The following is a 24,481-nucleotide window of genomic DNA, read 5'->3' as shown; positions in this document are numbered from 1 at the left end:
GCCCCTTGAGTCGAATGTAAAGTGGGAACGTTCCCGGCATCGTTCCCATTCAGTGATGCCCATAAGAAACTCCAGAGAGGATTTCCCCATGAGCGTCATGGATCTGCGCGGCCTCAGCCCGGCTCCGGTCACCGTCTTCACCCGTGATGGCGAGGTCGACTACGCCGCCAACGCCCAGCTGGCCAAATGGCTAGTGTCGATCGAGGGCGTGAAGAGTCTGGTCATCCTCGGCCACGCCGGCGAGGGCACCTTCCTGACCGTTGAAGAGCGCCTGAAGCTGATCGAAACCTATGCCGAGGCCGTGGACGGCGCCGTGCCGATCATCGCCGGCATCACCGGCGAAGGCACCAAGGTCGCCGCCGAGGAAGCCAAGGCCTCGAAGGCCGCCGGCGCCACCGGCGCCCTGGTCTATCCGAACCACGGCTGGCTGCGTTTCGGCTTCCAGAAGGGCGCCCCGCAGGACCGCTACAAGGCGATCTGGCAAGAGTCCGGCCTTGAATGCATCCTGTTCCAGTACCCGGACGCCACCAAGGCTTCCTACGATCTGCAGACCCAGATCGACATCGCCACGCAGGACGGCGTCGTCGCCACCAAGAACGGCGTGCGCAACATGAAGCGCTGGTACACCGAGATTCCCGAGCTGAAGAAGGCTGCGCCCGAGCTGCAGGTCCTGTCGTGCCATGACGAATGGCTGCTGCCGACCATGTTCGACGTTGACGGCCTGCTGGTCGGCTACGGCAACATCGCGCCGGAACTGCTGGTCAAGCTGATCGAGGCCGGCAAGGCGCAGGACTATCCGGAAGCCCGCCGCATCTTCGAGCAGCTGCTGCCGGTGACCAAGGCCGTCTATCACCGCGGTTCGCACATGGAGGGCACCGTCGCCCTGAAGCTGGGCCTCGTGAAGCGCGGTGTGCTCGACCACGCCACCATCCGCGAGCCGCTCAAGAACCTGGGCGAAGCCGCCGAGAAGGAAATCTTCGCCGCCTTCGACGCCGCCGGCATCGGTCCGGTCTCGGCCTCGGCGATCGCCGCCGAATAATCCGGATGTCCCCGCGTCGAAAGGCGCGGGGACCTTCCGCATTCAGGGAGGTGCCGCACCGGCCCTGAAACGCGTATCACCGCATCGATGGCCCCTCAGAAGAGTCACGGTGCAAGGGAAGAAACAGCCAGGCGTCGTCGGTCGGGGGACCGACGCGCCCGAAAGGAATGTCATGTCGCACCGTGACGCCGTGGACGCAGCCAAGCCCGTCCCCGCTACGACAACGATCCCGAAGCGGTCGTTCTTGAGCAAGCTCGCCCTCGCAGGGCCCGCCTTCATCGCCGGCGCCTGGCAGTTCGGCCCGGGCAACCTGGCCTCGGCCATCGAGGCCGGCAGCGCCTTCGGTTATGCCCTGATCTGGGTGATCATCGTCTCGACCATCCTGATGATCTTTTTCACCGACATGAGCGTGCGGGTCGGCATCGCCTCGCCCTATTCGATGATCGGCACGATCAAGCACACCCTCGGCAAACCCGTGGGCGTCCTGGCCGGCTTCGGGGTCTTCTTCATCACCCTGTGCTTCTCGGTCGGCAACGCAGCCGGTTCCGGCCTGGCCCTGTCGATGCTGTTCGGCGGCAATGCGATCCTGTGGACCCTGGCCGTCACCCTGGCGGTCGCCTTCATCCTGTTGGTCCGCAACGTCTACAAGACCATCGAGCGGGTGCTGCTCTGTCTGGTGATCCTCATGTCACTGGGCTTCATCGCCAGCGCCTTCATGGCCCGCCCGGACTGGGCCGCCAGCCTGGCCGGCAGCCTGCCCAGCTTCCCGCCGGGCGCCGAACTTCTGATCGTGGCGCTCGTCGGCACCAATTTCTCGATCAACGCGGCCTTCTTCACCAGCTACGCCACCAAGGCCCGCAAGGTGCGCGCGGACCAGTACGCCGACACCACTGTCGGCGACACCATCCCGGGCATTGTGGCGCCGGGCATCATGACGGCGCTGGTCATCATGGTCGCCGCCGCCGTGCTGGGTCACACCGGCCAGCGCGTGGAGACCCTGCCGCAGCTCGCCGGGGTGTTCGAGCCGCTCGCCGGACAGGTCGGCTACTACGTCTTCGTCACCGGCTTCTTCGCCGCCGCCTTCTCCTCGATGCTGGCCAACGCCACCGCGGGCGGCACCCTGCTGTCCGACGGCCTCGGCTGGGGCGGATCGTTCGACGATGTGCGCACCAAGCTGCTGGTCGGCTGCGTCCTGACCTTCGGCCTGCTGGTCGTCGCCTTCGCGCCGGGTTCGCGGGTCCAGCTGATCATCCTGGCCCAGGCCATGACGGTTCTGGTCGCCCCGCTGCTCGGCGTGCTGCTGGTCCTGATGGCCAACAACAAGCTGCTCGGCGCCCTGCGCAACAAGTGGTGGCAGAACGTCTTCGGCGGCCTTGGCCTGATCTCGATCTTCGCCACCAGCATCCTGCTGGTCCTGACCCTGACGGGTGTGGTCGCGCGCTGACGCGACCCCCCGCGCCCCGCTCCTCCCCGGAGTTCCCCGCCGGATCGTGACGACCGGCGGGGAGGGCGCAACGCACAGACCCCCGAAGGAGACCCCCATGACGGTTCACACCGACCGGCGCGCCCTGCGCCGTGGGCGCAGCCTCGCCCATTCCCTTTCCTGTCTGACGATCCCGGCCCTCATGGCCATCGGCGCTCCGGCCCTCGCGCAGGAAGCCCCCGCCACCGCCGAGCCCCAGCCCTATCCCCGCAACGCCATCGGCGTCGGCCCCGTCATCGGCGGCTATGGCGAGGCGCGCTGGGCCGAGGACTGGTCCGCCCTGCGCGATCCCGAACGCCGCAAGGACGTCTGGGACCGGCTGAAATACATCCCCCTGTCCGATGACGGCGACGTCTGGCTCAGCCTGTCCGGCGAGATGCGCGCCCGCACCGCCCTGACCACCAGCCCGGGCCTGCAGGACCGGCCGGACCAGCGCCTCGACACCCTGCGCCTCGTCGGCGGCGCGGACCTGCGCGTCGGTCGTCACCTGCGCTTCTTCGGCGAGGTCGCCCACGGCAACGCCGGCGGCGACAACTACGGCAGTCCGGTCGGGGCCATCCGCAACGACCTCGCCGTCACCCAGGCCTTCGTCGATGTCATGGGCGAGATCGGCGGCTATGAGGTCGGCGCCCGCTACGGTCGCCAGTTCTTCCTCGACGGCTCGCCCTATCTGGTCAGCACCCGCAACGGCGCGACCATCCTGATGCCCCACAACGGCGTAAGGGCCTGGGTTCGCGGCCAGAACTGGCGCGCCGACGCCTTTGATCTGCGCCCGACCCTGTTCGGGACCGGCGACGCCTCCGACGATCGCAGCGACAAGGGCCGTCGCTTCAGCGGGGTGAACCTCAGCACCCGCGTTCCGTCCGACTGGGTCGCCGGTTCGCGCCTCTTCTTCGATCCCTTCATCTGGCGCCAGACCATGGACGCCCGCCGCTGGGGCCCGGTCACCGCACACGAGGAACGCAACTATGTCGGCGCCCGCCTGTGGGGACAGGCTGGTCCGGTCCAGATGGACTGGTCCGTCGCCCATCAGACCGGCGACTTCGGCGGTCGCGACATCGAGGCGCTGAACGTCTTCACCAACCAGAGCATGGCGGTGGGCGAGGGGGCGAACGCCCCGCGCGTGAGCCTGCGGGTCGACTACGGCTCGGGCGGCGGCGCCTATGACGGCGGGACCATCCGCAACGCCGTGACGCCGATGGGCGTGCCGATCTTCTACAGCTACCAGAACGTCTTCAACCCGGTGAACATGATCGCCGTGGTGCCGGGCGTCACCGTCCGGCGCGGCAAGACCGCCGTCACCGGCGAGGTCCAGCTGACCTGGCGCGCGTCCGAGCGTGACGCCGTCTATCGCGCCACCGACCTGCCCTATGCGGGCACGGAAGCCGTGGACGGCACGCGCGTGGGCGAGGTCTGGCGCTTCCAGGTCGTGCACAACCTGTCGCCTCGCGTCAGCCTGCTGGGCCGCTACGAACATCTGGCCGCCGGCGAGGTGCTGCGCGACGCCGGCTATACGAACTCGGACTATCTGACCGCCTGGGTGAACCTGCGGTTCTAAGCCCGATCAGCGCGGCTGGACGGTGGTGTAGTGGATCAGGTCAAAGCGGATCTGCACATTGATCGTGCAGTCCGCGCCGGCCACGCCCTTCAGCGCCTCGGCCAGCCGCGCGCCCAGCTCGCGCGCGAACGCCTCGTCCCGATGCGGCTTGGGCAGCATGGACAGGCTCAGGAAGACATGGCTGTGCAGGAAGTCGGCGACTCGATGCGCCCGGCCCTTGCATACGCCCGAAGCCGTGTCGAAGTCGCCGATCACCGTCTGGATCGCCTGCAGGGTCTCGACCGGCGCCAGGGTCTGGTCAGCGGAGTAATAGAGATCGGCCTGCGGCATCGGGGGCTCCGTATATGAGGCTCGCCCACTTCAACGCACACGCCCCGGTCGGGACGCTTCAACGGCGGGCGAAGGGGGGCGGTGGCGGACAGAGAGGGATTCGAACCCTCGGTACGCTTTCACGTACACACGCTTTCCAAGCGTGCGCGATCGACCACTCCGCCACCTGTCCGTTTCCACGACGCGTCGTAGAGCGCCGGACGGTCCATCCGGCGAGGGGCGCTGATTAGAACAGTCAGACCCCCTCGGCAAGCGCCTGTTTAGGCCCCATATGGGCGAAGAACGATTTGTCCGGAGTTCTCCCATGCTCTCGCAGAAGACCACCCTGCCCACCGCCGCCGCCGCCCTGCCGGGCCGAGACACGCCCCTGCACACCGACGAGGTCCATTTCGTCACCGGTCGCCCGCTGAAAGGGCCGTATCCGGAGGGCTTCCAGACCGCCATTTTCGGCATGGGCTGTTTCTGGGGCGTCGAGCGCATCTTCTGGCAGCTGCCGGGCGTCTGGGTGACCTCGGTCGGCTACACCGGCGGCCTCACGCCCAATCCGACCTATGAGGAGACCTGCACCGGCCTCACCGGCCATACCGAGGTGGTCAAGGTCGTCTTCAATCCGGCGGAGATCAGCTACGGCGAACTGCTGAAGGCCTTCTGGGAAAACCACGACCCGACCCAGGGCATGCGTCAGGGCAATGACATCGGCACCACCTACCGTTCGGCCATCTATTATCTGAATGATGCGCAGAAAGCCGAGGCCGAGGCCTCGCGCGACGCCTATCAGGCCGCCCTCGACAAGGCCGGGCGCGGTCAGATCACCACTGAGATCACCGAGGCCGGGCCCTACTATTTCGCCGAGGACTACCATCAGGGCTATCTGGCCAAGAACCCGGCCGGCTACTGCGGCATCGGCGGCACCGGCGTGGTCTGCCCGATCGGCATCGGCGTTTCGGCCCCCGAGGCCGTCTGACCATGGACAGGGCAGGGATAGGCAAGGTCTGCCTGGCCCTGCCCGGGGCCACGCTGGACCACCCGTTCGGCGACGACCACGACGCCTATCGCATCGGCGGCAAGATGTTCGTCATGGTCGGCGGCGAGGGCGGGGTGTCCTTCAAGGTCTCCGACATCGCCTATGAGGTGCTGACGGAGGAGGGCCGCGCCCGCCCGGCGCCCTATCTGGCCCGCGCCAAATGGGTGAACCTGCCCGATCCTGCCGCCTGGCCCGACGACGAACTGGCCGACCATTTCGCCATCGCCCATTCGATCGTCGCGGCGAAGCTGACGCGGAAGCAGCGGGCGGAGCTGGGGCTGGGCTAGGCCGCTCACGCACCCTTTCGCGAAACGACGATTTTTGAATTTGTCGAAATCGCAAAGCGGTGGTCTCCTTCGCCTCTCGGGGGAGACACATCATGCTCATCAGACACACTGCGCTTCTCGCGGCCTGCGCCCTTGGCCTCGCCGCCTGCCAGCCCGCGCCGGAGACGGCCGCCGTCGCCGAGGGGCCGCGGGTGATCGCCGCCACCGATATCGAGGCGGGCCGCTATCTGGTTCTCACCGGGGGCTGCAATGACTGCCATACGCGGGGCTATCCCCAGAGCGGCGGCAACGTGCCGGAAAGCGAGTGGCTGACGGGGACCGGCATGGGTTTCCATGGCCCGTGGGGCACCAGCTATCCTCATAACCTGCGCCTGACCGTGGCCGGAATGAGCGAGGACGACTGGGTCGAGATGCTGAACACCCGCGAGGCCCTGCCGCCCATGCCCTGGCCCAGCGTCCGCGCCATGAACGACGCCGACAAGCGGGCGATCTACCGCTACATCAAATCCCTGCCGCTGGCGGGCGAACCGGCGCCGACGGCGTTGCCGCCCGGACAGATCCCGACCACCCCCTATGAAAACATGACGCCGGTGATGCCGGGGGCCTAGCGCGCCTTCTCCCCGGCGATCCAGCGATCCATCCGCTCGTCCAGCAGGGCCATCGGCAGCGGGCCGTCGACCAGCAGGGCGTCGTGGAAGCGGCGCACGTCGAAGCGGTCGCCCAGCTCCGTCTCCGCCCGCGTTCGGATGGCGCGCAGGCGAATCTCACCCACCTTGTAGGCCGTCGCCTGACCCGGCCAGCCGATGTAGCGCTGCAGCTCGGTCTCGATGTTGTGCGGGGCCAGGGCCGAGTTGTCGCGGAAGCAGGCGCGGGCCTGTTCGATGTCCCAGCCCAGCCAGTGAATCCCGGTGTCCGCCACCAGACGGCAGGCGCGCCACATCTCGTAGCTGAGGCGACCAAACCGCTCATAGGGCGTGCGGTAGAAATTCATCTCCTCGCCCAGGAACTCGGCGTACAGGCCCCAGCCCTCAACGAAGGCGGTCACATCCACGCTGCGGCGGAAATAGGGGCCTTCCTCGGCCTCCTGCTGCAGGGCGATCTGCAGGTGGTGGCCGGGCACCGCCTCATGCAGGGTCAGGGCCGGCAGTTCGTACAGCGGGCGCTGGTCCAGCTTGCCGGTGTTGACCATGTAGCCGCCGGCGATGCCGTTCTCCATCGAGCCGGGGAAGTAGCGGCCGGTGGTGTAGTTGGCCTCGATCTCCAGCGGCACGGGACGCACGCCGTACGGGGTGCGCGGCAGGGTGCCGAACAGGGCAGGCAGGCCGTCGTCCGACCGCTTGGCCATCTCCGAGGCCTTCTCCAGCAGCTGCTCCCGGCTGGTGGCGTAGAACTGCGGATCGGTGCGCAGGAAGTTCAGGAAGCTGGCGAAATCGCCGGTCCAGCCCGCGGCCCGCATCTCGGTGTCCATCCGCGCCCGGATGCGCGCCACCTCCTGCAGACCCAGCTGGTGCACCTCGTCCGGGGTCATGTCGGTGGTGGTGTAGCCACGCACCAGGAAGGCGTAGAGCTCACGCCCGCCGGGTCGGTGCGCCAGGCCCAGGGTCTCGGGCGCGCGGGGCAGATAGTCCTCACGCAGGAAGCGCGCCCACTCCCGCCGCTCGGGCATGATGCGGTCGGCGACCACGGCCCGGGCGCGGGCGGTCAGGGCCGCCTGCTGCTCGGCCGGGATCGAGGCGGGCAGGGCGGCGAACGGCTTCAGCAGCGGATCGGCCTCCGGCGTCAGCGCCGCCTCCGGGTCGATCAGGGTCAGGGCGTTCTCGACGATGGAGCGGGGCTGGACCAGTCCGCTCTCCAGTCCCCGCTGCGCCGCCGCCCTCTGGTCGCTGTAGAAGCGCGGCAGGCCTTCCAGCCGGGCGATGTAGAGCTCGGCGTCCTGCGCATTGGTGATCCGCGTCACCGCCGCCAGATAGCCCGCCGTCTGGCCCGGCCCGCCCTCGGAGCTGAAGGCGTCGATGCGGCCGGTGTCCAGCGGGATGCGATCCCGCGCGCGCTGGATGACATAGGTCAGGAAGGCGTGGTTCAACCGGTCGTCCGGCGTCAGCGTCGCCGCGTCCAGCGCCGCCAGCCGGTCGGCGAATCCCTTCAGCACCGGCTCCTGCGCGACCTCGAAGGCGCGGGAGGCGTCGGGCAGCCGGCCCTGCGCGGTCCGGTCGCCCTCCATCCCGGCCGTGATCGGATCGACCGACCGCAGATAGGCCTCATAGTCGGTCAGGATACGCGCCAGCGCCGCGTCCTCCGCATGCCGAACGACCGGCGTCGGCGTCGGCGTCTGCGCCAGGGCGACGGGCGCGGCGCAGACGGCCAGCAGGGCCGCGGCCGAGGCGGCGAGAATGGTCTTCTTCATTTGGGGGCTCCCTCCCGGATCCGGGGGCGGACTGCACCGGAGCGGAGCCTTTACGTCAACCGCAGAAGGCGAAGAACCGTTCGACCCGGTCGCCCGAGCCCGGCTGGGGCGCGTAGGCGTGCCGCTCTCCGCCTTGCCACAGCGCCAGCCAGCCGACGCGGCGGAAACGCTGGAAGACAGGGTCGCCGGCCTTGGCCTCGGCGGTCAGGAACAGGCCGTCATTCAGCTCCGAAGGCTCGGACAGGGCCGGGTAACGCTCGGTGTCGCCGCCTGATTCCAGATGAAACTCGGCGTCGGCGCCTTCAGGGGCCAGGGCGCTCAACGCCAGTCGCCCGGTGTTCTTCCCGCATTCCATGCCGATCCGCAGATCATCGCTTTCTTCCAGCCCGTAGGCCAGCAGCGCCGCGTCGCCGTCCTGATGGAAGAACCAGTCATAGCCGTCCACCGGCGCGGGCGAGCCTGACGCGGCGACGGTCAGGCCCATGCCCGGCTGGGAGGTCGTGCCGCACGCCGCCAGAGCCAGTGTCAGGCTGGACAGCACGAGCAGGGCAGGGGCGCGCATGGAAACCTCCGGATCAGCCGGAGCAAAGTTCCGCGAACCGGCGCAGCTTGGCAAGATGGGCGGCGGGCACCTCGACGGTTCTGCGCTGGTCACCCACAGCCACGCCCAGCGGGCCGCCGGCGGCGAAGGCGGCAAAGACCGGGTGATCGGTGCGCAGGGCCAGCTTCAGGCTGCCGCCCCGCCCGGCCTGGGCCTCGGCGACGGCGGCGGCGCTTCCGGCCGTGATCCGCGCCATGCCGGGCGTCGCCTGCTCCCCGCCATAGACGGTCAGCCGTGCGACATTGCTGCCGGGCTCGCACTCCAGCGTCGAGCGCAGGTTGGCGGTGTCCGGCACCTCATTGGCCAGCACCACGGGCGTGTCGTCGCTGTACAGGGTCCAGGTCCAGGCGGCCTCGGACGGCGCCGGCGCCGCATTCTGCGGCCACAGGGCGAGGGCCGCGGCGGCGGCCAGGATGGCGATCATGGGTTCAGCCCCCGCTGAATTGTTTCCGACCCTAAGACGTGGTCAGACGTGATCGGTTCCGCAATAGGCGAAGAAGCGATCAATCAGCGCCCGCTCCGCGGCGGTCGCCGTCAGCTGGAACTGTCCGGCCTCGCCCTCGACGGTCAGTCGGCCCGTGCGGGCCATGGCCTGCATGGTCGGGTCACGCAGGGAGATACGGGCCTCGTCCTCCATCCCGCCGGTCATCGGGTCGATGGCCGCCTCGGTCAGGGAGGCGCGCATCAGGCGGGGGCTGGCGGGCTGGACGTCGCCATAGACGATCGCCTGCGCGCGACCGGGCTCGCAGGTCATCATCAGCGCCAGCTGGTCCGAATTCTCGACGCCATAGGCCAGCTTGGCCATGGCGCCCTCATTGCTGAGATGCCAGCCCATGCCCGGCTGCCCGGCCTCCACATTGGTGGCGCTGGACTGCGCGGCGAAGGCGATCAAGCCCAGGGCGGCGACGGCGGGGATGGCGAACTTCAACATGGACAAACACTCACCTCTGATCGGCAAACGTTGATGTCCGTTAAGAGTTCACGGCTCAGCTGAACGCTGGCTGACGAAATTGGCGCAGGAGCCCAGGCGGGCGGGGGCTGCAGCTCGGAAAGTGGCTAGTGGCTAGTGGCTAGTGACTAGCGGTTCGATGTGGCCCGGTGCGGAGATCGACCGGGAACCGGTCGTTCAACCGCCACCCACTAATCACTAGCCACTAGCCACTTTCCGGCCCCCGTCAGAGCCGGTTGGCCGCCACCCGCCACCGGCCGATCAGAACGGCGAGAACCGCTCCACCAGCGACTGGGCGGCCGGGGTGGCCTGCATGCGGCTGATGTCGCCACGGCCGCCGTAGCTGATGCGGGCCTCGGCGATCTGGGTGTGGTTGATCGTGTTGGCGGCCGAGATGTCCTCGGGGCGCACGATGCCGGCGACGGTCAGTTCGCGCACTTCGCGGTTGGTGCGCACTTCCTGCCGACCCTGGATGATCAGGTTGCCGTTGGGCAGCACGTCCGACACCACGGCGGCGATGGTCAGGCTGACCTTCTCGGCCCGGTTCACCGAACCGTTGCCCGAGGCGTTGGACTCGCCCTCCATGCCGACCATGTTGGCCGGGTCGAAGCCGCCCGGGAAGGCCCGGCCGATGCTGCTTTCCAGCCCGAAGAAGTTGGTCACCCCGCCCGAGGCCGAGTTGGTGCGGCTGCGGTTGGTCGAGTTGTTGGTCTGGGCGCGGTCGTCGATGTCAATGTTGACCGTCAGGATGTCGCCGACGCGGCGGGCGCGCTGGTCCCCGAAGAAGGTGCGGGCGCCCGTGCGCCACAGGCTGTTGGCGCTGGCGGCGCGGTCGGCGCGCTGCTGCTCGGCCGAGGGCAGATAGACCTGATGGGCGGGCACCATGGCCGCCGGGTAGTTGATGGCCGACAGGTCGGGGCCGCGCACGGCCTCGATGGCGGTCGAACAGGCGCCCAGCGACAGGGCGGACAGGGCGGCGGCGGTCAGGATCACGGCTTTACGCATGGGACTTTCCCCTATCGGGCGGCGAACTGTTGGGTGCGGGCGTTCTGGGCGGCGGGACCGGCGATGGCCCGGCCGGGCCCGGTGGCCACGGTGTCGATGACGCGGTTGGATTGCAGGTTGCGGACCGCCAGCGGCTGGCCTTCCGCGGCATTGCCCTCGGCCCGGCCGGTGATGGTCAGGCGGACGCCGCCGGTCTCGTAGATCACTTCGACCATGTCGTTGCGGCTGATCACCCGCTGGCCCGGAACGGCGCGAGCGGGGGCGGCGTAACCGGCCGGAGCGACCATCGCGGGCGCGGCGGAGGCGGCTCCGCCCGGCGCCATGCCGGCGTCGCGCACGACGACGCGGCGCAACCCGGTCGGATTTGCCCAGTGCAGTCCCGCCTGACGCGCCAGGCTCTGCAGCTGGCCGGCCTCGAACACGATCGAGGGGCCGGCGCGACGACCGACGACCACATTGGCCGCGCCGTCCGCGCCGTCGAAGATGTCGCCCAGGGTGACCTGGCCGTCGGAGTCCACCGGATTGGCCTTCAGCGTCACCGGGCCGGCGAGGGCAGGCCCCGCGAGCGCCAGCGTCAGGGCGCTGACGGCGGCCAGGATCAGGGACTTCACGACTTCACCTGCGCGCTGACCGACAGCATCTGGTCGGCGGTGGTGATGACCTTGGAGTTCATCTCATAGGCCCGCTGGGCGATGATCAGGGCCGAGATTTCCGACACCGCGTCGACGTTCGAGGACTCGGTGAACTTGTGAAGGATGTCGCCGTAGCCGATCTCGCCGGGGGCTCCGACGTTGGCCGGGCCCGACGCCGCCGTCTCCAGCAGCAGGTTGTCGCCGATGGCTTCCAGGCCCGCCTCGTTGAAGAAGGTCGCCAGCTCCAGCTGCCCGACCACCTGCGGGGCGGTATTGCCGTCCGTGAAGACCTGCACCTGGCCGGACTTGGAGATCTGAACGTCGACCGTGTCCTGCGGGATGTTGATGTTCGGCTGCACCGCATAGCCGTCGTCGGTGACCAGCTGGCCTTCGCCATTGATCGAGAAATTGCCGGCGCGGGTGTAGGCGGTCTCGCCCGACGGCATCAGGATCTGGAAATAGCCCTGACCGTCGATGGCCATGTCATACCGGCCGCCGGTCAGTTGCGGCGTGCCCTGTTCGGTGATGCGATAGACCGCGCCGGCCTTCACACCGGCGCCGATCTGGATGCCGGTCGGGACGACCGTGCCCTGGGTCGAGGACTGCGCGCCCATGCGTTCCAGGTTGTGGTAGAGGAGATCCTGGAACTCTGCCCGTTGGCGCTTGTAGCCAATGGTGTTCATGTTCGCGATGTTGTTGGAGATGACCTCCACGTTCAGCTGCTGGGCTTCCATGCCCGAAGCTGCGGTTCTGAGTGCGCGCATGTCTCAGTCCTCCCTTACGAAGCCCGGCCCAGACGCTCGACGGAGCGACGGGACAGGTCGGTGGTGTTCTCGATCATCCGGGTCACGCTCTCGTAGGCGCGCTGGATCTCGATCAGGTTGGTGATCTCGAGGATCGAATTGACGTTGGAGCCTTCCAGCATCCCCTGACGCACCCGGGCGTCGGTGGCTTCCATGGCCGCGGCGTTGGAGGCGTTGCGGTACAGGCCGTCGCCGCTCTTCTCGAGCGCGCCCAGGCTGTCGAAGCGAACGACCGTCAGGCGGCCGACGACCTCGTCCTCCTGGCTGATGGTGCCGTCGGCGCCGACCGAGATCGGGCCGCGCTGCGGGTCCACGATGATCTCGCCGCCGTCGCCCAGCACCGCCTTGCCCTGTTTGGTGGTCAGGCGGCCGGTCGGGTCCAGGGTGAAGCCGCCGTCACGGGTGTAGGCCTGGCCGGCGCCGTCCTGCACGGTGAAGAAGGCGCCTTCGCCCTCGATGGCGAAGTCCAGCGAGCGGCCGGTTTGCGACAGCGCACCCTGGCCGAAGTCGCGGCCCACGCCGTTGTCCAGCACGAAGCTGACGCCGGGACGCACGAAGGCGTTGCGGGCCCGCTCGCCGACTTCCTCGCCGACCATCAGCTGCTCGACCTTGAAGCCGGTCGTGTCCGCGTTGGCGATGTTGTTGGCGACGATGTCCAGCTCGCGCCGAAGCGTCATCTGGCGGGACAGTCCAACATAGGCGGCGTTTTCCACGGGCGGCTCCTTTCGCCCTTCGCCGTCGCAACGGTCGTGCCAACAGGGTTAATTCAGTCGTGGTGGGGGTTTCAGCGGCAAAGCTGCATTTGGCACCCGGCAGGATTTGCCGATCGTAAACGGCTCGTTAACCAAAACAGGTCGATTTTGGAGCCTGAGATTCTCGGGGCGCGGGGCGCATGCTGAAGCTGGGCAAGAAGAAGGACGCGGACGCCAACCTGCCCGCCGTCACGGACGGCGAGGGCGGTGAAGGCGAGGGCGCGCCCGCCAAGAAGAAAATTCCCCTGCTGTTCATCATCATCCCCGCCGCCGTCGTCCTGCTCGGCGGAGGCGGCGCGGCCGCCTTCATGCTGATGCAGCCCAAGCCCGCCGCCGCCGAGGGCGAGCATGGCGAGGCCGCCGGCGACCACGGCGAGAAAAAGGGCGGCGACCACGGCAAGAAGTCCGAGAAGAAGGGCGGCGATCACGGCGGCGGCGCGGAAGGCGAGGCCAACCCCGCGCTCGGCGTGATCAGCGAAGGCCCCGATGGCGTCACCTTCTTCACCCTCCCGGACCTGCTGGTGAACATCCAGGCCGAGAACGGTCGCCCGTCCAACATGAAGCTCAAGCTGACGCTCGAGATGCAGGACCCCGAGGTGGCCTACAAGCTCCAGGGTGAGATGCCGCGCCTGAACGACATGTTCCAGGGCTTCCTGCGCGAACTGCGCCCCGAGGATCTGGCCGGATCCGCCGGCAGCTTCCAACTGCGCGCCGAGATCCTGCGCCGCGTCAATCTGGTCGCCGCGCCGGGCAAGGTCGACGCCGTCCTGATCGAAGAAATGCTGGTGCAGTAGCCCATGACGGACGCCGCCTTCGCCGATGAGAATGATCCGTTCGCCGAGCCGCTGGCCGACGAGCGTCCCATCGCGACCGAACGCGTCCTGAACCAGGACGAGATCGACAGCCTGCTGGGCTTCGATCTGGGCGACGACGACGGCAACGAGCGTTCGGGCATCCGGGCGATCATCAACTCGGCTCTGGTCTCCTACGAGCGTCTGCCGATGCTCGAGATCGTCTTCGACCGCCTCGTGCGGCTGATGACGACGTCCCTGCGCAACTTCACCTCGGACAACGTCGAGGTCAGCCTCGACAACATCTCCTCGATCCGCTTCGGCGACTATCTGAACTCCATCCCCCTGCCGGCCATCCTCGCGGTCTTCCGCGCCGAGGAGCTCGACAACTACGGGATGCTGACGGTCGATTCGAACCTGATCTATTCGATCGTCGACGTGCTGCTGGGCGGCCGCCGGGGCACCGCCGCCCTGCGCATCGAGGGCCGGCCCTACACCACCATCGAGCGGGTTCTGGTCCAGCGGATGGTCGAGGTCGTGCTGGCCGACGCCCGCGCCGCCTTCGAGCCCCTGACCCCGGTTCACTTCAACCTGGACCGGCTGGAGACCAACCCGCGCTTCGCCGCCATCGCGCGTCCCGCGAACGCGGCGATCCTGGTCAAGCTGCGCATCGACATGGAAGACCGCGGCGGCCGCATCGAGCTGCTGCTGCCCTACGCCACGCTCGAACCCATCCGGAAGATGCTGCTGCAGCAGTTCATGGGTGAGAAGTTCGGCCGCGACAACATCTGGGAAGGCCACCTGGCCACCGAGCTCTGGACCACGGAGACCGAGGTCCGCGCCGTGCTGGACGAGCAGCAGCTGCCGCTGTCGCAGGTGCTCGACTTCAAGGTCGGCGACACCCTGATGCTGAACGTCAATCCGGACTCGCCGATCTCTGTGCGGGCCGGGTCCATTCCGCTGACCGTCGGCAAGATGGGCCGCAAGGGCCAGCACATCGCCGTGCGGGTCGAGGCCCCGGTGAATGTCGAGGCCGCCTCCAGTCTGGTGAAGGGAAAACGCTGATGACCGGCATGATTCTGGACGGCATCCTGATGCTGCTGCTGGTCGCGGCCCTGGGCTACGGCGTGCGGCTGGAGCGCAAGCTCAGCGCCCTGCGCGCGGGGCAGCAGGCCTTCGCCTCGGCGGTGACCGAGCTGAACGCCGCCGCCGGTCGCGCCGAGGCCGCCCTGGCCTCCCTGCGCGCCTCCGGTCAGGAAACCGACCTCCTGCACGACCGCATCATCAAGGCCCGTGAGGTCAAGACCCAGCTCGAGACCCTGATCGCCCGCGGCGGCGAATATGTCCCGGCGCGTTCGGTCGAGCCCCGCACGGAGGCCCGTCCGGAGATTCGCGCCGCCGCTCCGGCGCCCCGGCCCGCCCCGGTCGCCGCCCCGGTCTCCGAGGACGACGCCCGGGCCGCCCGCATGCAGGCGCTGGCCGAACGCATCCAGGGCATGGCCGCTCCGGCCCGCCCCTCGGCCGCCGCCGGCAATGTCCACGCCATCCTCGGCGCCATGACCCGGCACGGGGCCGCTAACCAGTCTGCGAAGCAAAGCCTCAACCAGGCGCGGCGCAATCTGGACGACGACATCTTCGCCGCCTGACCCCTCTTCACCGACCCGAGTAGCTCACCATGGCCAGGATCCCGCGCCTTCTGCCCCTGATCGCCGTCGCCATTGGCGGCGTGGTGGTCATCCGCGCCATCGGCGTCGCGCCGGGCCTGTTCGAGGGCGCCAAGGCCTGGGCCGAGGAAGCCGCCGCGACGCCTGCCGCTTCTGCCGCGGCCCCCGCCGCCGTCTGCGCCCTGTCGCCCGAGCAACTGGCCCAGCAGGCCGGCATCTCCCCCGCCGAGCTGCGCATCATCCAGTCGCTGTCGTCGCGCCGGGCCGAGCTGGACGCCCGCGACACCGACATGGCCTCCATGCTGCCCCTGCTGACCGCCGCCGAGCAGAAGCTGGACGCCCGCGTTCAGGCCCTCGAGGCCGTGAAGCGTGAGGTCGCCGCCATGCTGGGTCAGGTCGACGAGAAGCAGAAGGCCGAGAACGACCGTCTGGTCGCCGTCTATTCGGCCATGCGTCCGCGCGAGGCCGCCCGCGTCTTCGCCACGCTCGATGATGATGTCCGTCTGCCGGTCGCCGCCGCCATGCGCCCGCGCACCCTGGCCGCTGTCATGGCCCAGATGGAGCCGGCCGCCGCCCGTGAGCTGACCGAGAAGCTGGCCCGCCGCTTCGCCGCCCAGCAGGAACTGGCCGCCCGCGCCGCGCGCGCCGCCAATGACACGCCGGCGCCCGAGGCCGCCGCTGCTCCGGCCGCCGCCGTTCCGACGCCCCAGCCTGCAGCCGCCGCGCCGGCCGCCCAGCCGCCCGCGCCGCGTCCCGCCGCCCAGCGTCCGCCGGCTCGCCGCCCCGCTGCACCCGCGCGCACGCCTGCCCGCACCCCGGCCCCCGAGGCCACCGGCGAACGTCCCTACCAGCCCGCCGCCCCGGCCGCCGCGACCCCGAACCAGCCGCGCCAGTCGGTGCAGTAGGGAATAGTTCCTCCCCCGACGGGGGAGGGGGACCATCCGAAGGATGGTGGAGGGGTGTCAGCGGCAGCCGCCATCACCCCTCCGTCACGGCGCGAAGCCGCGCCGCGCCACCTCCCCCAACGGGGGAGGAATGGCCCTACTCGATATCCTCGTTCAGCAGGCCGACCTTGTCGAAGCCGTTGCTCTTCAGGCCGTTCATCACCGCCATGAAGCGGTCGTAGCGGACCTCCGGCTGGGCGCGGATGAAGACCCGTTCGGCGTGGCATTCCGCGCCCCGGCCCGTGGCGGCGCAGACGTCGGACGCCAGACGGTCCATGCTGGTCTCGCGGTCGGCCAGGAACAGCTTCCCGTCCTCCTGCACGCTCACATAGACCGGCTCCTTCGGCTTCTCGCCAACGGGCGGCGCCTTGGGCGGCGGTAGATCCAGCTTCAGCGACACCGTCGCGATCGGCGCCGCGACCATGAAGATGATCAGCAGCACCAGCATGATGTCGACGAACGGCGTGACGTTGATCTCGGCGTTCTGCTCGACCGTGGCCTCACCCTGTCCGGCGGGACCTGAAACCCTTGCACCCATAGCCAATCCTCCCTGTCAGCCGGCGCGCCATTGCGTCGGCAAGGCCAAGCTGGCGGGATGCAGCGGGCGGTTTCAGGGCCGGAAGGAGCGCTGAATTGCGGCGGGCAGGGCGCGCCGTTCAGTGATCGACCAGTTCGCGCGCCCGGCCGATCAGGGTCAGCCGCTCGGGCGCGCCGGGAACCAGCTCGGTCAGGTCCGGGTCCGGACCGCTCCACACGGTCAGGGCGCCGGTCTCCGCCCGCCAGCCCGCGCCCCGGCCCGTGTCGTCGAAGAAGACCAGCGCGCCGCCCAGCAGGCTGCTGCGGGATCCCGTCAGGTCCAGCGCGAAGCGCAGCCCCTGGCCTTGATCGGCGGGCAGGCCCCGGTCGCCGGGGCGGTGGCGCAGCAGCACGGGCGCGCCCTCCGGCGCCAGTCCCTCCTGCCGCAGCAGGGCTTCGGCGAAGGCGAGGATTTCGGGGGTGGGGACGGCCTCGGAGAACGCCGCCTGATCGCGCCAGTCGACCTCGGCGCCCGGCAACGGCGGCGGCGGCGCACCCTCGTGCGGCGACCGCCGGCGCGGCCTGACCGCATTGTCCCTGTCCAGATCAATCGTCCCCATACGGAGACCTTACGACGCTGTAATGCTGCGCCGCAAGATTGTCATAATTGCCGCTGTTTCAGCCCGCGGCGTGGATCCAGCCGGTGATCGACAGGCGCGGGGTCCGGGCCAGACGGGTCACCATCGAAACGGCGTGGGTCTGGGGTACGGAGAACAGGTTCAGGGCGTTGAAGGCGGGGATATAGCCCTCGGCCACATGGCCGTCGTCGTCCAGGAACATCAGCACGCCGCCCCAGTCCGCCCGCCAGACGGGGGTGAGGTTCAGCACATAGGCGTACAGACGCCGCTCGTTCGGGTTCTCGTCCCCGTGGGCCGTCAGGAAATGGCCCGGCAGGTAGCGGGTCGCCATGACGTCGGCGAAGGCCAGCCGGTCGTCTCCGGTCACCTTGGCCACGAAGTCGAGGAAGGCGGGACCGTTGATGAAGTCGTGGACTGCCGACAGGGCGGCGGGCATCGCGCGCCCGGCCCGCAGTTCGGCCGAGATGCGCAGGGTGTCGAAGATGTACTGCAGGCTGTCTGTGCTCGATTCGGCCAGCGACCGCTCCAGCTCCGCCCGCTCCTGCGGCGACAGCGCCTCCAGATCCTTCACGCTGATGTCCAGGTCCTCGCCCTCGCGGACGTGGATCGAGCGGGTCCAGTCCTCGGCGCCCTGCAGGCGGTCGTGAAGGCCCTGGGCCGACGCCGGGGTCAGGATGCCGGGGATATGCAGCCGTCCGTTTCCCTTGAAGACAGGGCTGTAGGCCGCGGGACGGTGCGCCGGGTTGAGAAGGAGGGGGGCAGGGCCGGCCAAGAACGCCTCGGATGATGAGCGCGCCCAAAGGCGATCCTGGGGGCGGCTCTGCAAGTTAAACTTTGGAAATCCGACGCATGGCCGATCCTGCGAAGCGTGGCTTCACCGCGGGCGGAGTAGGGCTGAACTGTGGTGCTGATGGGGCGGCGCGGGCGGCTGCAGCCATGAAAAAGGGCCGCCTCCCGGAGGAAGCGGCCCTGATCCGTGCGAACCGGCGAAAAGCCTATTCGATGTCTTCGTTCAGCAGGCCGACCTTGAAGAAGCCGTTGGCCTGCAGGGTGTTCATCACTTCCATGAACTGGTTGTAGGTCACTTCGGCCTGGGCGCGGACGAACACGCGCTCTTCCTGGCAGGGCTGGGCTTCCAGGGCGGCGCAGACGTCCTGCGGCAGGGTCGCGATCGTGGTCGGGCGTTCCGCGATGTACAGGTCGCCGCCTTCCTGGATCGAGATGTAGACCGGGTCCTTCTTCGGGGTGCCCGGGGGCGGCGGAACCGCCGGCGGCAGGTCGAGGCGGATCGAAACGGTGGCCATCGGGGCCGCGACCATGAAGATGATCAGCAGCACCAGCATGATGTCGACGAACGGCGTGACGTTGATCTCGGAATTCTGCTCGATCGTGCCGGCCTTGCTGCCGGGACCGGAAAGTTTGGCGCCCATCGGTGGGTGTCTCCATCAGGCCCGGCGCATTCCGCGGCGAGCGTCACTGAAAGCTTCGGTTCGTGTCTTGGCGTCCCGAAACCGGCTTGTAAAGCGGCTTCGACGTCACAGAGGTTCCCGGGCGCCGCTTTACGCCCCGAATACGCTCTTCAGGCGAACCCGGTCAGCCCTTCGCGAGCTTGAGGAACCGGTCCTTCAGCGCCGCGTCGGTCTTGAAGGCGCCAGTGAAGCGGGTGGTGATGGTCGAAACGTGGCGATGGTGGACGCCGCGCGTCGTCATGCACTGATGCTCGGCGTCGATCAGAATCGCCACGCCCTGCGGCGCCAGGCTTGATTCGATGGCGTCGGCGATCTGGTTGGTCAGCACTTCCTGCGTCTGCAGGCGGCGGGAATAGATCTCGACCACGCGGGCCAGCTTCGAGATGCCGACCACCTTCTCGTTCGGGATATAGGCGACATAGGCCTTGCCGATGAACGGGGCCATGTGGTGCTCGCAGTGGCTCTCCACCTCGATGTCGCGCAGCAGGACCATGTCCTCATAGCCCTGCACGTCCTCGAAGATACGGCCCAGCTCCTTGGAGGCGTCGGCGTCATAGCCGTCGAACCATTCACCATAGGCGTCCACCACGCGGCGCGGCGTGTCGATCAGGCCGGGACGGTCCGGATTGTCGCCGGCCCAGGCCAGCAGGGTGCGGACGGCCTTCAGGGCCTCCTCGCGCGACGGGCGTTCCACCTGATCATTGTCGCCGACGAGGGCAGGGGTGACGGGGCTGACGCTCATGAACTCAATCCAGACGGGGCGAAGGCGGAATATGTAGTATTCCACATATTCCGTGCTTTGGTGGTCGGCGCGTACCGACTATGAGGCCGCTATATGGGACGGAGCCTCCGTCCCGCAAGAAAACCCGCTGAAGACTTTCTCATGCCGCTGACGATCCACGACACCCTGCACCGCGAAAAGCGCGTGTTCACGCCGCGAGACGAGAACCGGGTGACGCTCTACGTCTGTGGCCCGACGGTCTATGACTTCGCCCATATCGGCAACGCCCGCCCGCCTGTCGTCTTCGACGTCCTCGTCCGCCTGCTGCGCCGGACCTACGGGGCCGACAAGGTGATCTACGCCCGCAACGTCACCGACGTGGACGACAAGATCAACGCCAAGGCCTTCAAGGAAGGCGTGCCGATCAGCGAGATCACCGCCCGCTACGAGGCCGCCTATCTGGAGGACATGGGGCGTCTGAACGTCTCGCCGCCGGACCTCGCCCCGCACGTCACCGATCACATGGACGCCATCGTCGCCCAGATCCAGGCGATCATCGACCACGGCTGCGCCTACGCCGCCGAGGGCCACGTCCTGTTCGACGTCTCGTCCTACGAGACCTACGGCAGGCTGTCGGGCCGCAATCTGGACGACATGATTGCCGGCGCCCGCGTCGAGGTGGCCCCCTACAAGAAGAACCCGCACGACTTCGTCTTGTGGAAGCCGTCGAAGGAAAACGAGCCGTCCTGGCCCTCGCCCTGGGGCGACGGCCGTCCCGGCTGGCACATCGAATGCTCGGCCATGATCGAGGCCAACCTCGGCCTGCCGATCGACATCCACGGCGGCGGCATCGACCTGGTCTTCCCGCACCATGAGAACGAGATCGCCCAGGGCGTCTGCGCCCACGGTCACGCCCATGGCGAGGACGCCCACGCCGAATACGCCCGCTACTGGATGCACAACGGCTTCCTGACGCTGGACGGCGAGAAGATGTCCAAGTCGCTGGGCAACATCCTGCTGCCCCACGCCCTGCTGGAGAAACTGCCGGGCGAGGTGATCCGCTGGTCGCTGCTCTCGGCCCACTATCGCCAGCCGCTGGACTGGAACGAGGGTCTGCTGGAACAGAGCCGCAAGTCGCTGGATCGCCTCTATGGCGCCCTGCACCGCGCCGCCGCCGTCGAGGCCGGGCCGGATGATCTGCCGGCCGACTTCCTCAAGGCCATCGAGGATGACCTGAACACCCCCGGCGCCTTCGCCGCCCTGTTCGCCCTGTCCAGCGAGATCGAGCGCGGCATGACCGCCGGCGACCACGCCGCCGTCGCCGCCGCCAAGGGCCAGCTTCTGGCCTGCGCCGCCGTCCTGGGCGTGCTCCAGAACGATCCGGCGGGCTGGCTGGAAGGCGAGGTTTCCGACGATCTCCGCACCGAGGTCGAGGCCCTGCTGGAGCAACGCGCCGCCGCCCGCGCCGCAAAGGACTGGCCCGAGGCCGACCGCATCCGCGACCGCCTGAATGCGCTCAACGTCGTGGTCATGGACGGCCCCACCGGCGCGACCTGGCGGGTGAAGGGCTGACGCTTCCGCCGGTTGCATCCGCAACGCGCTCCGGCTAGCCCTTGGATGACCGCCTGCGGTCGTCGGGGGATTTTCAATGTCAGCCTTTTTCCGTGCGGCTCGCGCCGCCTGCATCCTTGTGCTTGCTCTCACGGCCAGCGCCTGCGTTTCCGCGTCGATGGATCGGGAGACCCGTTTCACGGCGGACTCGCCGACGGCCTTCCTGGTCGTGGCCAGCCCGCCGTCGCACTACGCCTCGAGCGCCGATCTCCGTCAGGTCGACATGGCGGGCGGCCGCTGGGTCGGGCGGGACATCACCTTCAACGGCTCGGCCCTGTTCGGGGATCGGGTCAACAACGAGCAGAACGAGACCATCTGGCTCACTTTCCGTGAAGTTCCGGCGGGCGACTATGCGGTGATCGCCCTGTGGACCACCGACGGAATCCGGGAGGCGCGGGCCTGTCTCGGCCCGCAGGGCGCGCCGGTCTACAACCTGCGTCCGGGAACCATCACCATCCTGCGGACCGACCATCTGTTCCGGAATGCGCCGACCGGCATCGCCGCCTTCCGTCCCAGTGACCGGCGCGTGCTGGATCGCCTCGAAGCCGTCCGGGGCGGCTGGCCTCATGTGCAGGGGGAGCCGGTCTTCGCGCAGGAGGTTGCCACGCTTGACTATGAGGACGGTGGGATCGGCTGGTTCAGCACCTGCACCCCCGCCTCGACCTTCACGCGGCGCGAGCCCGGCGTCCGGGGACCGGTGAAGGTGATCAAGTAATCCGCTTCACGCTGACCGGATCACTGGCCGGGAAGGTCTCCTCGACGCCCTCGTCGACCAGCGCCTCCTGCCGGTCCTCGGAATCGAGCGCCTTTTCCAGCTGGTCCGGCTTGCCCTTGATCGGGCGGGCGCGCTTGGCGTGCGGGGTCTCCGGATCGCAGTCCTCGCGGGTCGTATGGGGCTCGGATTGAGTCGTCATCGTCTCTCTCCTCAGTCTTGCGGCTTGTCTTCGTCGCCGTCCGGGCCGTAGCCCAGTTCGGTGATGTCGTCGTCGGACAGGCGTTTGGCCTCCCAGTGGGCGGCGCTGGCCTGGGCCCCGCGCTCATTCTCCATCAGGCCGGCGTAGACCAGCTCGACCTCGTCGGCGCCGCGCTGGCCGCTGCTCTCGCCGTCGATCTCGGTCAGCCGTTCGCCGTCCACGCCCAGCAGGGCGTCGGCCTCCGCCTCGATACCCGAGGCGCCGAGTTCATCGTCGATATCGTCCAGATCGTCCTCGTCGAAGTCGTCCTCGTCGGAGTCTCCGTCCGCCTGGGTGACATCCAGAACCGGATCCGCCTCGTCCAGCAGGAAGTCACCGTCCCCCTCGTCGTCGAGGTGGGTTTCGTCAAAGGCTTCAGACTGTTCCTGGTCGTCCCGGTAGTCGTCGAGTTCGGGCATTTTCGCCTCCCTGATGTCTCAGGAAGACAACGGTTCCGTTCAGGCGGCGTTCCACCCGTCGGCGACGACCCGGTCCAGCGCCTCGCGCAGCCGGCCGATCACCTCCGGCCAGCCGTTGACGGCCTGGCGCACGAAGATCTTCGTCTCGGGATAGAAGACGTAGTGATCCGTGGTCAGCAGGTGCCAGTCGTCCGGCGCGACCACCATCCAGGTCCGCGCCCGCGCCGCCGCCGCGATATTGGTCCCGGCGATGCCCGGCCCCAGCACCACGTCGCAGGCCATCGACAGGGCGGCCACATCCTCCAGATCGTCCTTCAGGTTGATCGGCGGCGTCCAGATGTAGACCCCGGCCGCCTCGGCGGCTTCCAGATCGGCCGACACGTCGCCGCACTGCAGGTTGATCATCACACAGCCCGGCGTCCGCAGGATCGGCTCCCACAGCTGGAAGCCGGCGGCGAAGAAGGCCGCGCGCGCGCCGGTCATCACCAGACTCTTCCAGTGCAGCCCGACCTTCAGCCCCTCGGGCAGCTTGGCCAGTTCGCCCTTCCAGTATTCGACCTTCTCGGGGGAGGGGACGATATAGGCGCGCGGTCCGGGGAAGCTTTCCACCGTGGGGCGATACACCGCCATCAGGCTGGCGATCGGGACCCAGAAGTCCATCTTCGCCTCGGTCTTCGCGATCTCCTCGACGAAGGGGACGTAGCGGGTCAGCCGTCCCTCCAGTCGCACGGCGCGGTGCCCGCCCACGATGGCCTGCGGGAAGGCCCGCTGGAACAGGCCGACCATCCGCTGCTCGACCGCCAGATAGACCTGCCCCTCCGGCCCGACCGCATCGATCAGGTCCTGCAGGCAGTTGGAGAAGACCAGTTCGTCCGCGATGCCCTGCTCGCCGACCACCAGCACCCGCTTGCCCGCGACGTCGTCCGTCTTCGGGTTCCAGCGCGGCGCGTCCACCGCCACCTGCATGGCGTCGGGCAGGTTGGGGTCCAGCCGCACCTCATAGGCCTCGAAGGCCTCCGGGATCATCGCCTGGCCCATCTTCATCAGGGCCAGCGCCATGTTCATCATGGCCACTTCATAGCTCGTCTCGGCGCCCGGCATGGCGGCGGCCATGTCTTCCATCGCGCCCTTGATGTCGCCCAGCGGGCGGCGGACGTTGGCGCGGTTGTAGCGGGCCTTGGCGAAGTCCGGGTCCAGCCGCAGCGCCTCCTCGAAGAAGGTCAGGGCCTCGTTCAGCCGTCCCTCGTCGTTCAGCACCGTGCCGAGGGTGTTCCACAGCACCGCGTTGTCGCTTTCGATCTCCAGCATCGGCCGGAGCAGTTCAACCGCGTCATTGTACCGGTTCTGGTCACGCAGCACGCAGGCCAGGTTGTTGACGGCCTCCACATGCCCCGGATTGGCGGCCAGATATTTGATCAGCAGCTTCTCGGCGATGTCGAGGTAGCCGAGCCTCTGCGCCAGACGGCCCAGGTCGTGGGCGATGTCGGTCTCGTCCGGCAGCAGTTGCAGCGCCGCCTCATAGGCATGGATGGCCGGGCCGAACTGGTTCAGCTTCTCCTGACAGATGGCCAGCACATGCCAGCCGACGCCCATCGTCTCGTCGTGGTTCAGCGCCGCCAGCGCCCTTTGGGTCGCCTTCTCGAAATCGCCGACCCGGATCGCCGCCACTGACAGTTTCAGCAGTTCCAGCGCCTTCTTCTGCGCCTTGACCGATTTCGCACGGGCGAGGGATCGCGACAGCTTGCGGATCGCTTCGGGGGACGCGGCGTCGCCGGCGAGGCCCTGCGCGGCCGGAGCCGGGGCGTGGGCGGCGGTGTCGTCAATGGTCTGGGCGGCGGACATGGGGGCTCGACGGCTCGAAACGCGATGCGGTTAGGGGATAAGACGC

29 protein-coding genes and 1 tRNA gene are annotated in these 24,481 nt (G+C 68.5%); 12 read left to right on the top strand and 18 right to left on the bottom strand.

Going from position 1 to position 24,481, the window contains the following annotated elements:
- Positions 1 to 88: 88 nt before the first annotated feature.
- From ACFQQC_RS10225 to ACFQQC_RS10215, 3 genes are all read left to right on the top strand, one after another.
- Positions 89 to 1,039: a dihydrodipicolinate synthase family protein gene (locus ACFQQC_RS10225; protein WP_376862293.1), complete on the top strand. Its 951-nt coding sequence runs from the start codon at positions 89 to 91 to the stop codon at positions 1,037 to 1,039.
- Positions 1,040 to 1,283: 244 nt separating this feature from the next.
- Complete coding sequence (locus ACFQQC_RS10220) at positions 1,284 to 2,483, top strand: Nramp family divalent metal transporter (protein WP_376862292.1); 1,200 nt, start codon at positions 1,284 to 1,286, stop codon at positions 2,481 to 2,483.
- Between the two features lie 97 nt (positions 2,484 to 2,580).
- Positions 2,581 to 4,080 (top strand): alginate export family protein, encoded by a 1,500-nt coding sequence (locus ACFQQC_RS10215; RefSeq protein WP_376862291.1) that lies wholly within the window; start codon positions 2,581 to 2,583, stop codon positions 4,078 to 4,080.
- A gap of 6 nt (positions 4,081 to 4,086) precedes the next feature.
- Here the strand turns inward: ACFQQC_RS10215 and ACFQQC_RS10210 are convergent, their stop codons facing one another.
- A complete protein-coding gene (locus tag ACFQQC_RS10210) occupies positions 4,087 to 4,410 on the bottom strand; it encodes a hypothetical protein (protein WP_376862290.1) in 324 nt (107 codons plus the stop codon).
- An 82-nt stretch (positions 4,411 to 4,492) separates the two neighbouring features.
- Positions 4,493 to 4,582, bottom strand: a tRNA-Ser gene (locus ACFQQC_RS10205).
- A gap of 132 nt (positions 4,583 to 4,714) precedes the next feature.
- On the opposite strand from ACFQQC_RS10205, the gene msrA reads away from it, so the two are divergent.
- The 3 genes from msrA (at position 4,715) to ACFQQC_RS10190 (ending at position 6,329) form a co-directional block, all read left to right on the top strand.
- A complete protein-coding gene (msrA, locus tag ACFQQC_RS10200; RefSeq protein WP_376862289.1) occupies positions 4,715 to 5,374 on the top strand; it encodes a peptide-methionine (S)-S-oxide reductase MsrA in 660 nt (219 codons plus the stop codon).
- A 2-nt stretch (positions 5,375 to 5,376) separates the two neighbouring features.
- Positions 5,377 to 5,721, top strand: coding sequence for an MmcQ/YjbR family DNA-binding protein (locus tag ACFQQC_RS10195; protein WP_376862288.1), 345 nt, complete (start codon positions 5,377 to 5,379; stop codon positions 5,719 to 5,721).
- A 92-nt stretch (positions 5,722 to 5,813) separates the two neighbouring features.
- Entirely contained in the window at positions 5,814 to 6,329 is a 516-nt protein-coding gene (locus ACFQQC_RS10190) for a cytochrome C (RefSeq protein ID WP_376862287.1), read from the top strand.
- Here the strand turns inward: ACFQQC_RS10190 and ACFQQC_RS10185 are convergent.
- The 8 genes from ACFQQC_RS10185 to flgF form a co-directional block, all read right to left on the bottom strand.
- Positions 6,326 to 8,125, bottom strand: a complete 1,800-nt coding sequence (locus ACFQQC_RS10185; protein ID WP_376862286.1) for a DUF885 domain-containing protein — start codon at positions 8,123 to 8,125, stop codon at positions 6,326 to 6,328. The genes ACFQQC_RS10190 and ACFQQC_RS10185 overlap by 4 nt on opposite strands.
- A gap of 55 nt (positions 8,126 to 8,180) precedes the next feature.
- Entirely contained in the window at positions 8,181 to 8,687 is a 507-nt protein-coding gene (locus ACFQQC_RS10180) for a hypothetical protein (protein ID WP_376862285.1), read from the bottom strand.
- Between the two features lie 13 nt (positions 8,688 to 8,700).
- A complete protein-coding gene (locus tag ACFQQC_RS10175) occupies positions 8,701 to 9,150 on the bottom strand; it encodes a hypothetical protein (RefSeq protein ID WP_376862284.1) in 450 nt (149 codons plus the stop codon).
- Between the two features lie 42 nt (positions 9,151 to 9,192).
- Entirely contained in the window at positions 9,193 to 9,657 is a 465-nt protein-coding gene (locus ACFQQC_RS10170) for a hypothetical protein (protein ID WP_376862283.1), read from the bottom strand.
- Positions 9,658 to 9,936: 279 nt separating this feature from the next.
- Positions 9,937 to 10,680, bottom strand: coding sequence for a flagellar basal body L-ring protein FlgH (gene flgH / locus ACFQQC_RS10165; protein WP_376862282.1), 744 nt, complete (start codon positions 10,678 to 10,680; stop codon positions 9,937 to 9,939).
- A gap of 11 nt (positions 10,681 to 10,691) precedes the next feature.
- On the bottom strand, positions 10,692 to 11,291 hold the full coding sequence (locus ACFQQC_RS10160; protein ID WP_376862281.1) for a flagella basal body P-ring formation protein FlgA: 600 nt from the start codon (positions 11,289 to 11,291) through the stop codon (positions 10,692 to 10,694).
- Positions 11,288 to 12,076, bottom strand: a complete 789-nt coding sequence (gene flgG, locus ACFQQC_RS10155; RefSeq protein ID WP_376862280.1) for a flagellar basal-body rod protein FlgG — start codon at positions 12,074 to 12,076, stop codon at positions 11,288 to 11,290. The genes ACFQQC_RS10160 and flgG overlap by 4 nt, the downstream gene beginning before the upstream one ends.
- A gap of 14 nt (positions 12,077 to 12,090) precedes the next feature.
- Positions 12,091 to 12,828: a flagellar basal-body rod protein FlgF gene (gene flgF, locus ACFQQC_RS10150; RefSeq protein ID WP_376862278.1), complete on the bottom strand. Its 738-nt coding sequence runs from the start codon at positions 12,826 to 12,828 to the stop codon at positions 12,091 to 12,093.
- Between the two features lie 179 nt (positions 12,829 to 13,007).
- Here flgF and ACFQQC_RS10145 point away from each other — a divergent pair, with 179 nt between their 5' ends.
- The 4 genes from ACFQQC_RS10145 to ACFQQC_RS10130 are packed head-to-tail and all read left to right on the top strand — an operon-like array spanning position 13,008 to position 16,227.
- Positions 13,008 to 13,661: a flagellar basal body-associated FliL family protein gene (locus ACFQQC_RS10145; protein WP_376862276.1), complete on the top strand. Its 654-nt coding sequence runs from the start codon at positions 13,008 to 13,010 to the stop codon at positions 13,659 to 13,661.
- A 3-nt stretch (positions 13,662 to 13,664) separates the two neighbouring features.
- Positions 13,665 to 14,723: a flagellar motor switch protein FliM gene (gene fliM, locus ACFQQC_RS10140; RefSeq protein ID WP_376862274.1), complete on the top strand. Its 1,059-nt coding sequence runs from the start codon at positions 13,665 to 13,667 to the stop codon at positions 14,721 to 14,723.
- Positions 14,723 to 15,304: a DUF6468 domain-containing protein gene (locus ACFQQC_RS10135; protein ID WP_376862272.1), complete on the top strand. Its 582-nt coding sequence runs from the start codon at positions 14,723 to 14,725 to the stop codon at positions 15,302 to 15,304. The genes fliM and ACFQQC_RS10135 overlap by 1 nt, the downstream gene beginning before the upstream one ends.
- 29 nt (positions 15,305 to 15,333) lie before the next feature.
- Positions 15,334 to 16,227, top strand: a complete 894-nt coding sequence (locus tag ACFQQC_RS10130) for a MotE family protein (protein ID WP_376862270.1) — start codon at positions 15,334 to 15,336, stop codon at positions 16,225 to 16,227.
- A gap of 136 nt (positions 16,228 to 16,363) precedes the next feature.
- Here the strand turns inward: ACFQQC_RS10130 and ACFQQC_RS10125 are convergent, their stop codons facing one another.
- The 5 genes from ACFQQC_RS10125 to folE form a co-directional block, all read right to left on the bottom strand.
- A complete protein-coding gene (locus ACFQQC_RS10125) occupies positions 16,364 to 16,804 on the bottom strand; it encodes an ExbD/TolR family protein (protein WP_376862268.1) in 441 nt (146 codons plus the stop codon).
- A 118-nt stretch (positions 16,805 to 16,922) separates the two neighbouring features.
- Entirely contained in the window at positions 16,923 to 17,402 is a 480-nt protein-coding gene (locus ACFQQC_RS10120; RefSeq protein ID WP_376862266.1) for a hypothetical protein, read from the bottom strand.
- 58 nt (positions 17,403 to 17,460) lie between these two features.
- Complete coding sequence (locus ACFQQC_RS10115; RefSeq protein ID WP_376862264.1) at positions 17,461 to 18,192, bottom strand: 2OG-Fe(II) oxygenase; 732 nt, start codon at positions 18,190 to 18,192, stop codon at positions 17,461 to 17,463.
- Between the two features lie 223 nt (positions 18,193 to 18,415).
- The gene (locus ACFQQC_RS10110) at positions 18,416 to 18,850 is read right to left on the bottom strand and encodes a biopolymer transporter ExbD (RefSeq protein WP_376862262.1); all 435 of its coding nucleotides are present in this window, start codon (positions 18,848 to 18,850) and stop codon (positions 18,416 to 18,418) included.
- Between the two features lie 163 nt (positions 18,851 to 19,013).
- Positions 19,014 to 19,631 carry a GTP cyclohydrolase I FolE gene (gene folE, locus ACFQQC_RS10105; RefSeq protein ID WP_376862260.1) on the bottom strand — a complete coding sequence of 206 codons (618 nt, stop codon included), beginning with the start codon at positions 19,629 to 19,631 and terminating at the stop codon, positions 19,014 to 19,016.
- A 141-nt stretch (positions 19,632 to 19,772) separates the two neighbouring features.
- Here folE and cysS point away from each other — a divergent pair, with 141 nt between their 5' ends.
- Complete coding sequence (cysS, locus tag ACFQQC_RS10100; protein WP_376862258.1) at positions 19,773 to 21,182, top strand: cysteine--tRNA ligase; 1,410 nt, start codon at positions 19,773 to 19,775, stop codon at positions 21,180 to 21,182.
- 76 nt (positions 21,183 to 21,258) lie between these two features.
- Complete coding sequence (locus ACFQQC_RS10095) at positions 21,259 to 21,936, top strand: hypothetical protein (protein WP_376862256.1); 678 nt, start codon at positions 21,259 to 21,261, stop codon at positions 21,934 to 21,936.
- Here the strand turns inward: ACFQQC_RS10095 and ACFQQC_RS10090 are convergent.
- From ACFQQC_RS10090 to ACFQQC_RS10080, 3 genes are read right to left on the bottom strand one after another with little or no spacing between them, the layout of a single operon-like run.
- Positions 21,929 to 22,135 (bottom strand): hypothetical protein, encoded by a 207-nt coding sequence (locus ACFQQC_RS10090; protein ID WP_376862254.1) that lies wholly within the window; start codon positions 22,133 to 22,135, stop codon positions 21,929 to 21,931. The genes ACFQQC_RS10095 and ACFQQC_RS10090 overlap by 8 nt on opposite strands.
- An 11-nt stretch (positions 22,136 to 22,146) precedes the next feature.
- Positions 22,147 to 22,593 (bottom strand): hypothetical protein, encoded by a 447-nt coding sequence (locus tag ACFQQC_RS10085; protein WP_376862252.1) that lies wholly within the window; start codon positions 22,591 to 22,593, stop codon positions 22,147 to 22,149.
- Between the two features lie 39 nt (positions 22,594 to 22,632).
- Positions 22,633 to 24,435: a tetratricopeptide repeat protein gene (locus ACFQQC_RS10080; RefSeq protein ID WP_376862250.1), complete on the bottom strand. Its 1,803-nt coding sequence runs from the start codon at positions 24,433 to 24,435 to the stop codon at positions 22,633 to 22,635.
- Between the last annotated feature and the right edge of the window lie 46 nt (positions 24,436 to 24,481).

This window comes from Brevundimonas sp. GCM10030266 (genome assembly GCF_042666595.1).
Lineage (GTDB): Bacteria > Pseudomonadota > Alphaproteobacteria > Caulobacterales > Caulobacteraceae > Brevundimonas.
Note: the sequence above shows the minus strand (reverse complement) of the source record. Positions and strands in the feature narration are given on the sequence as shown.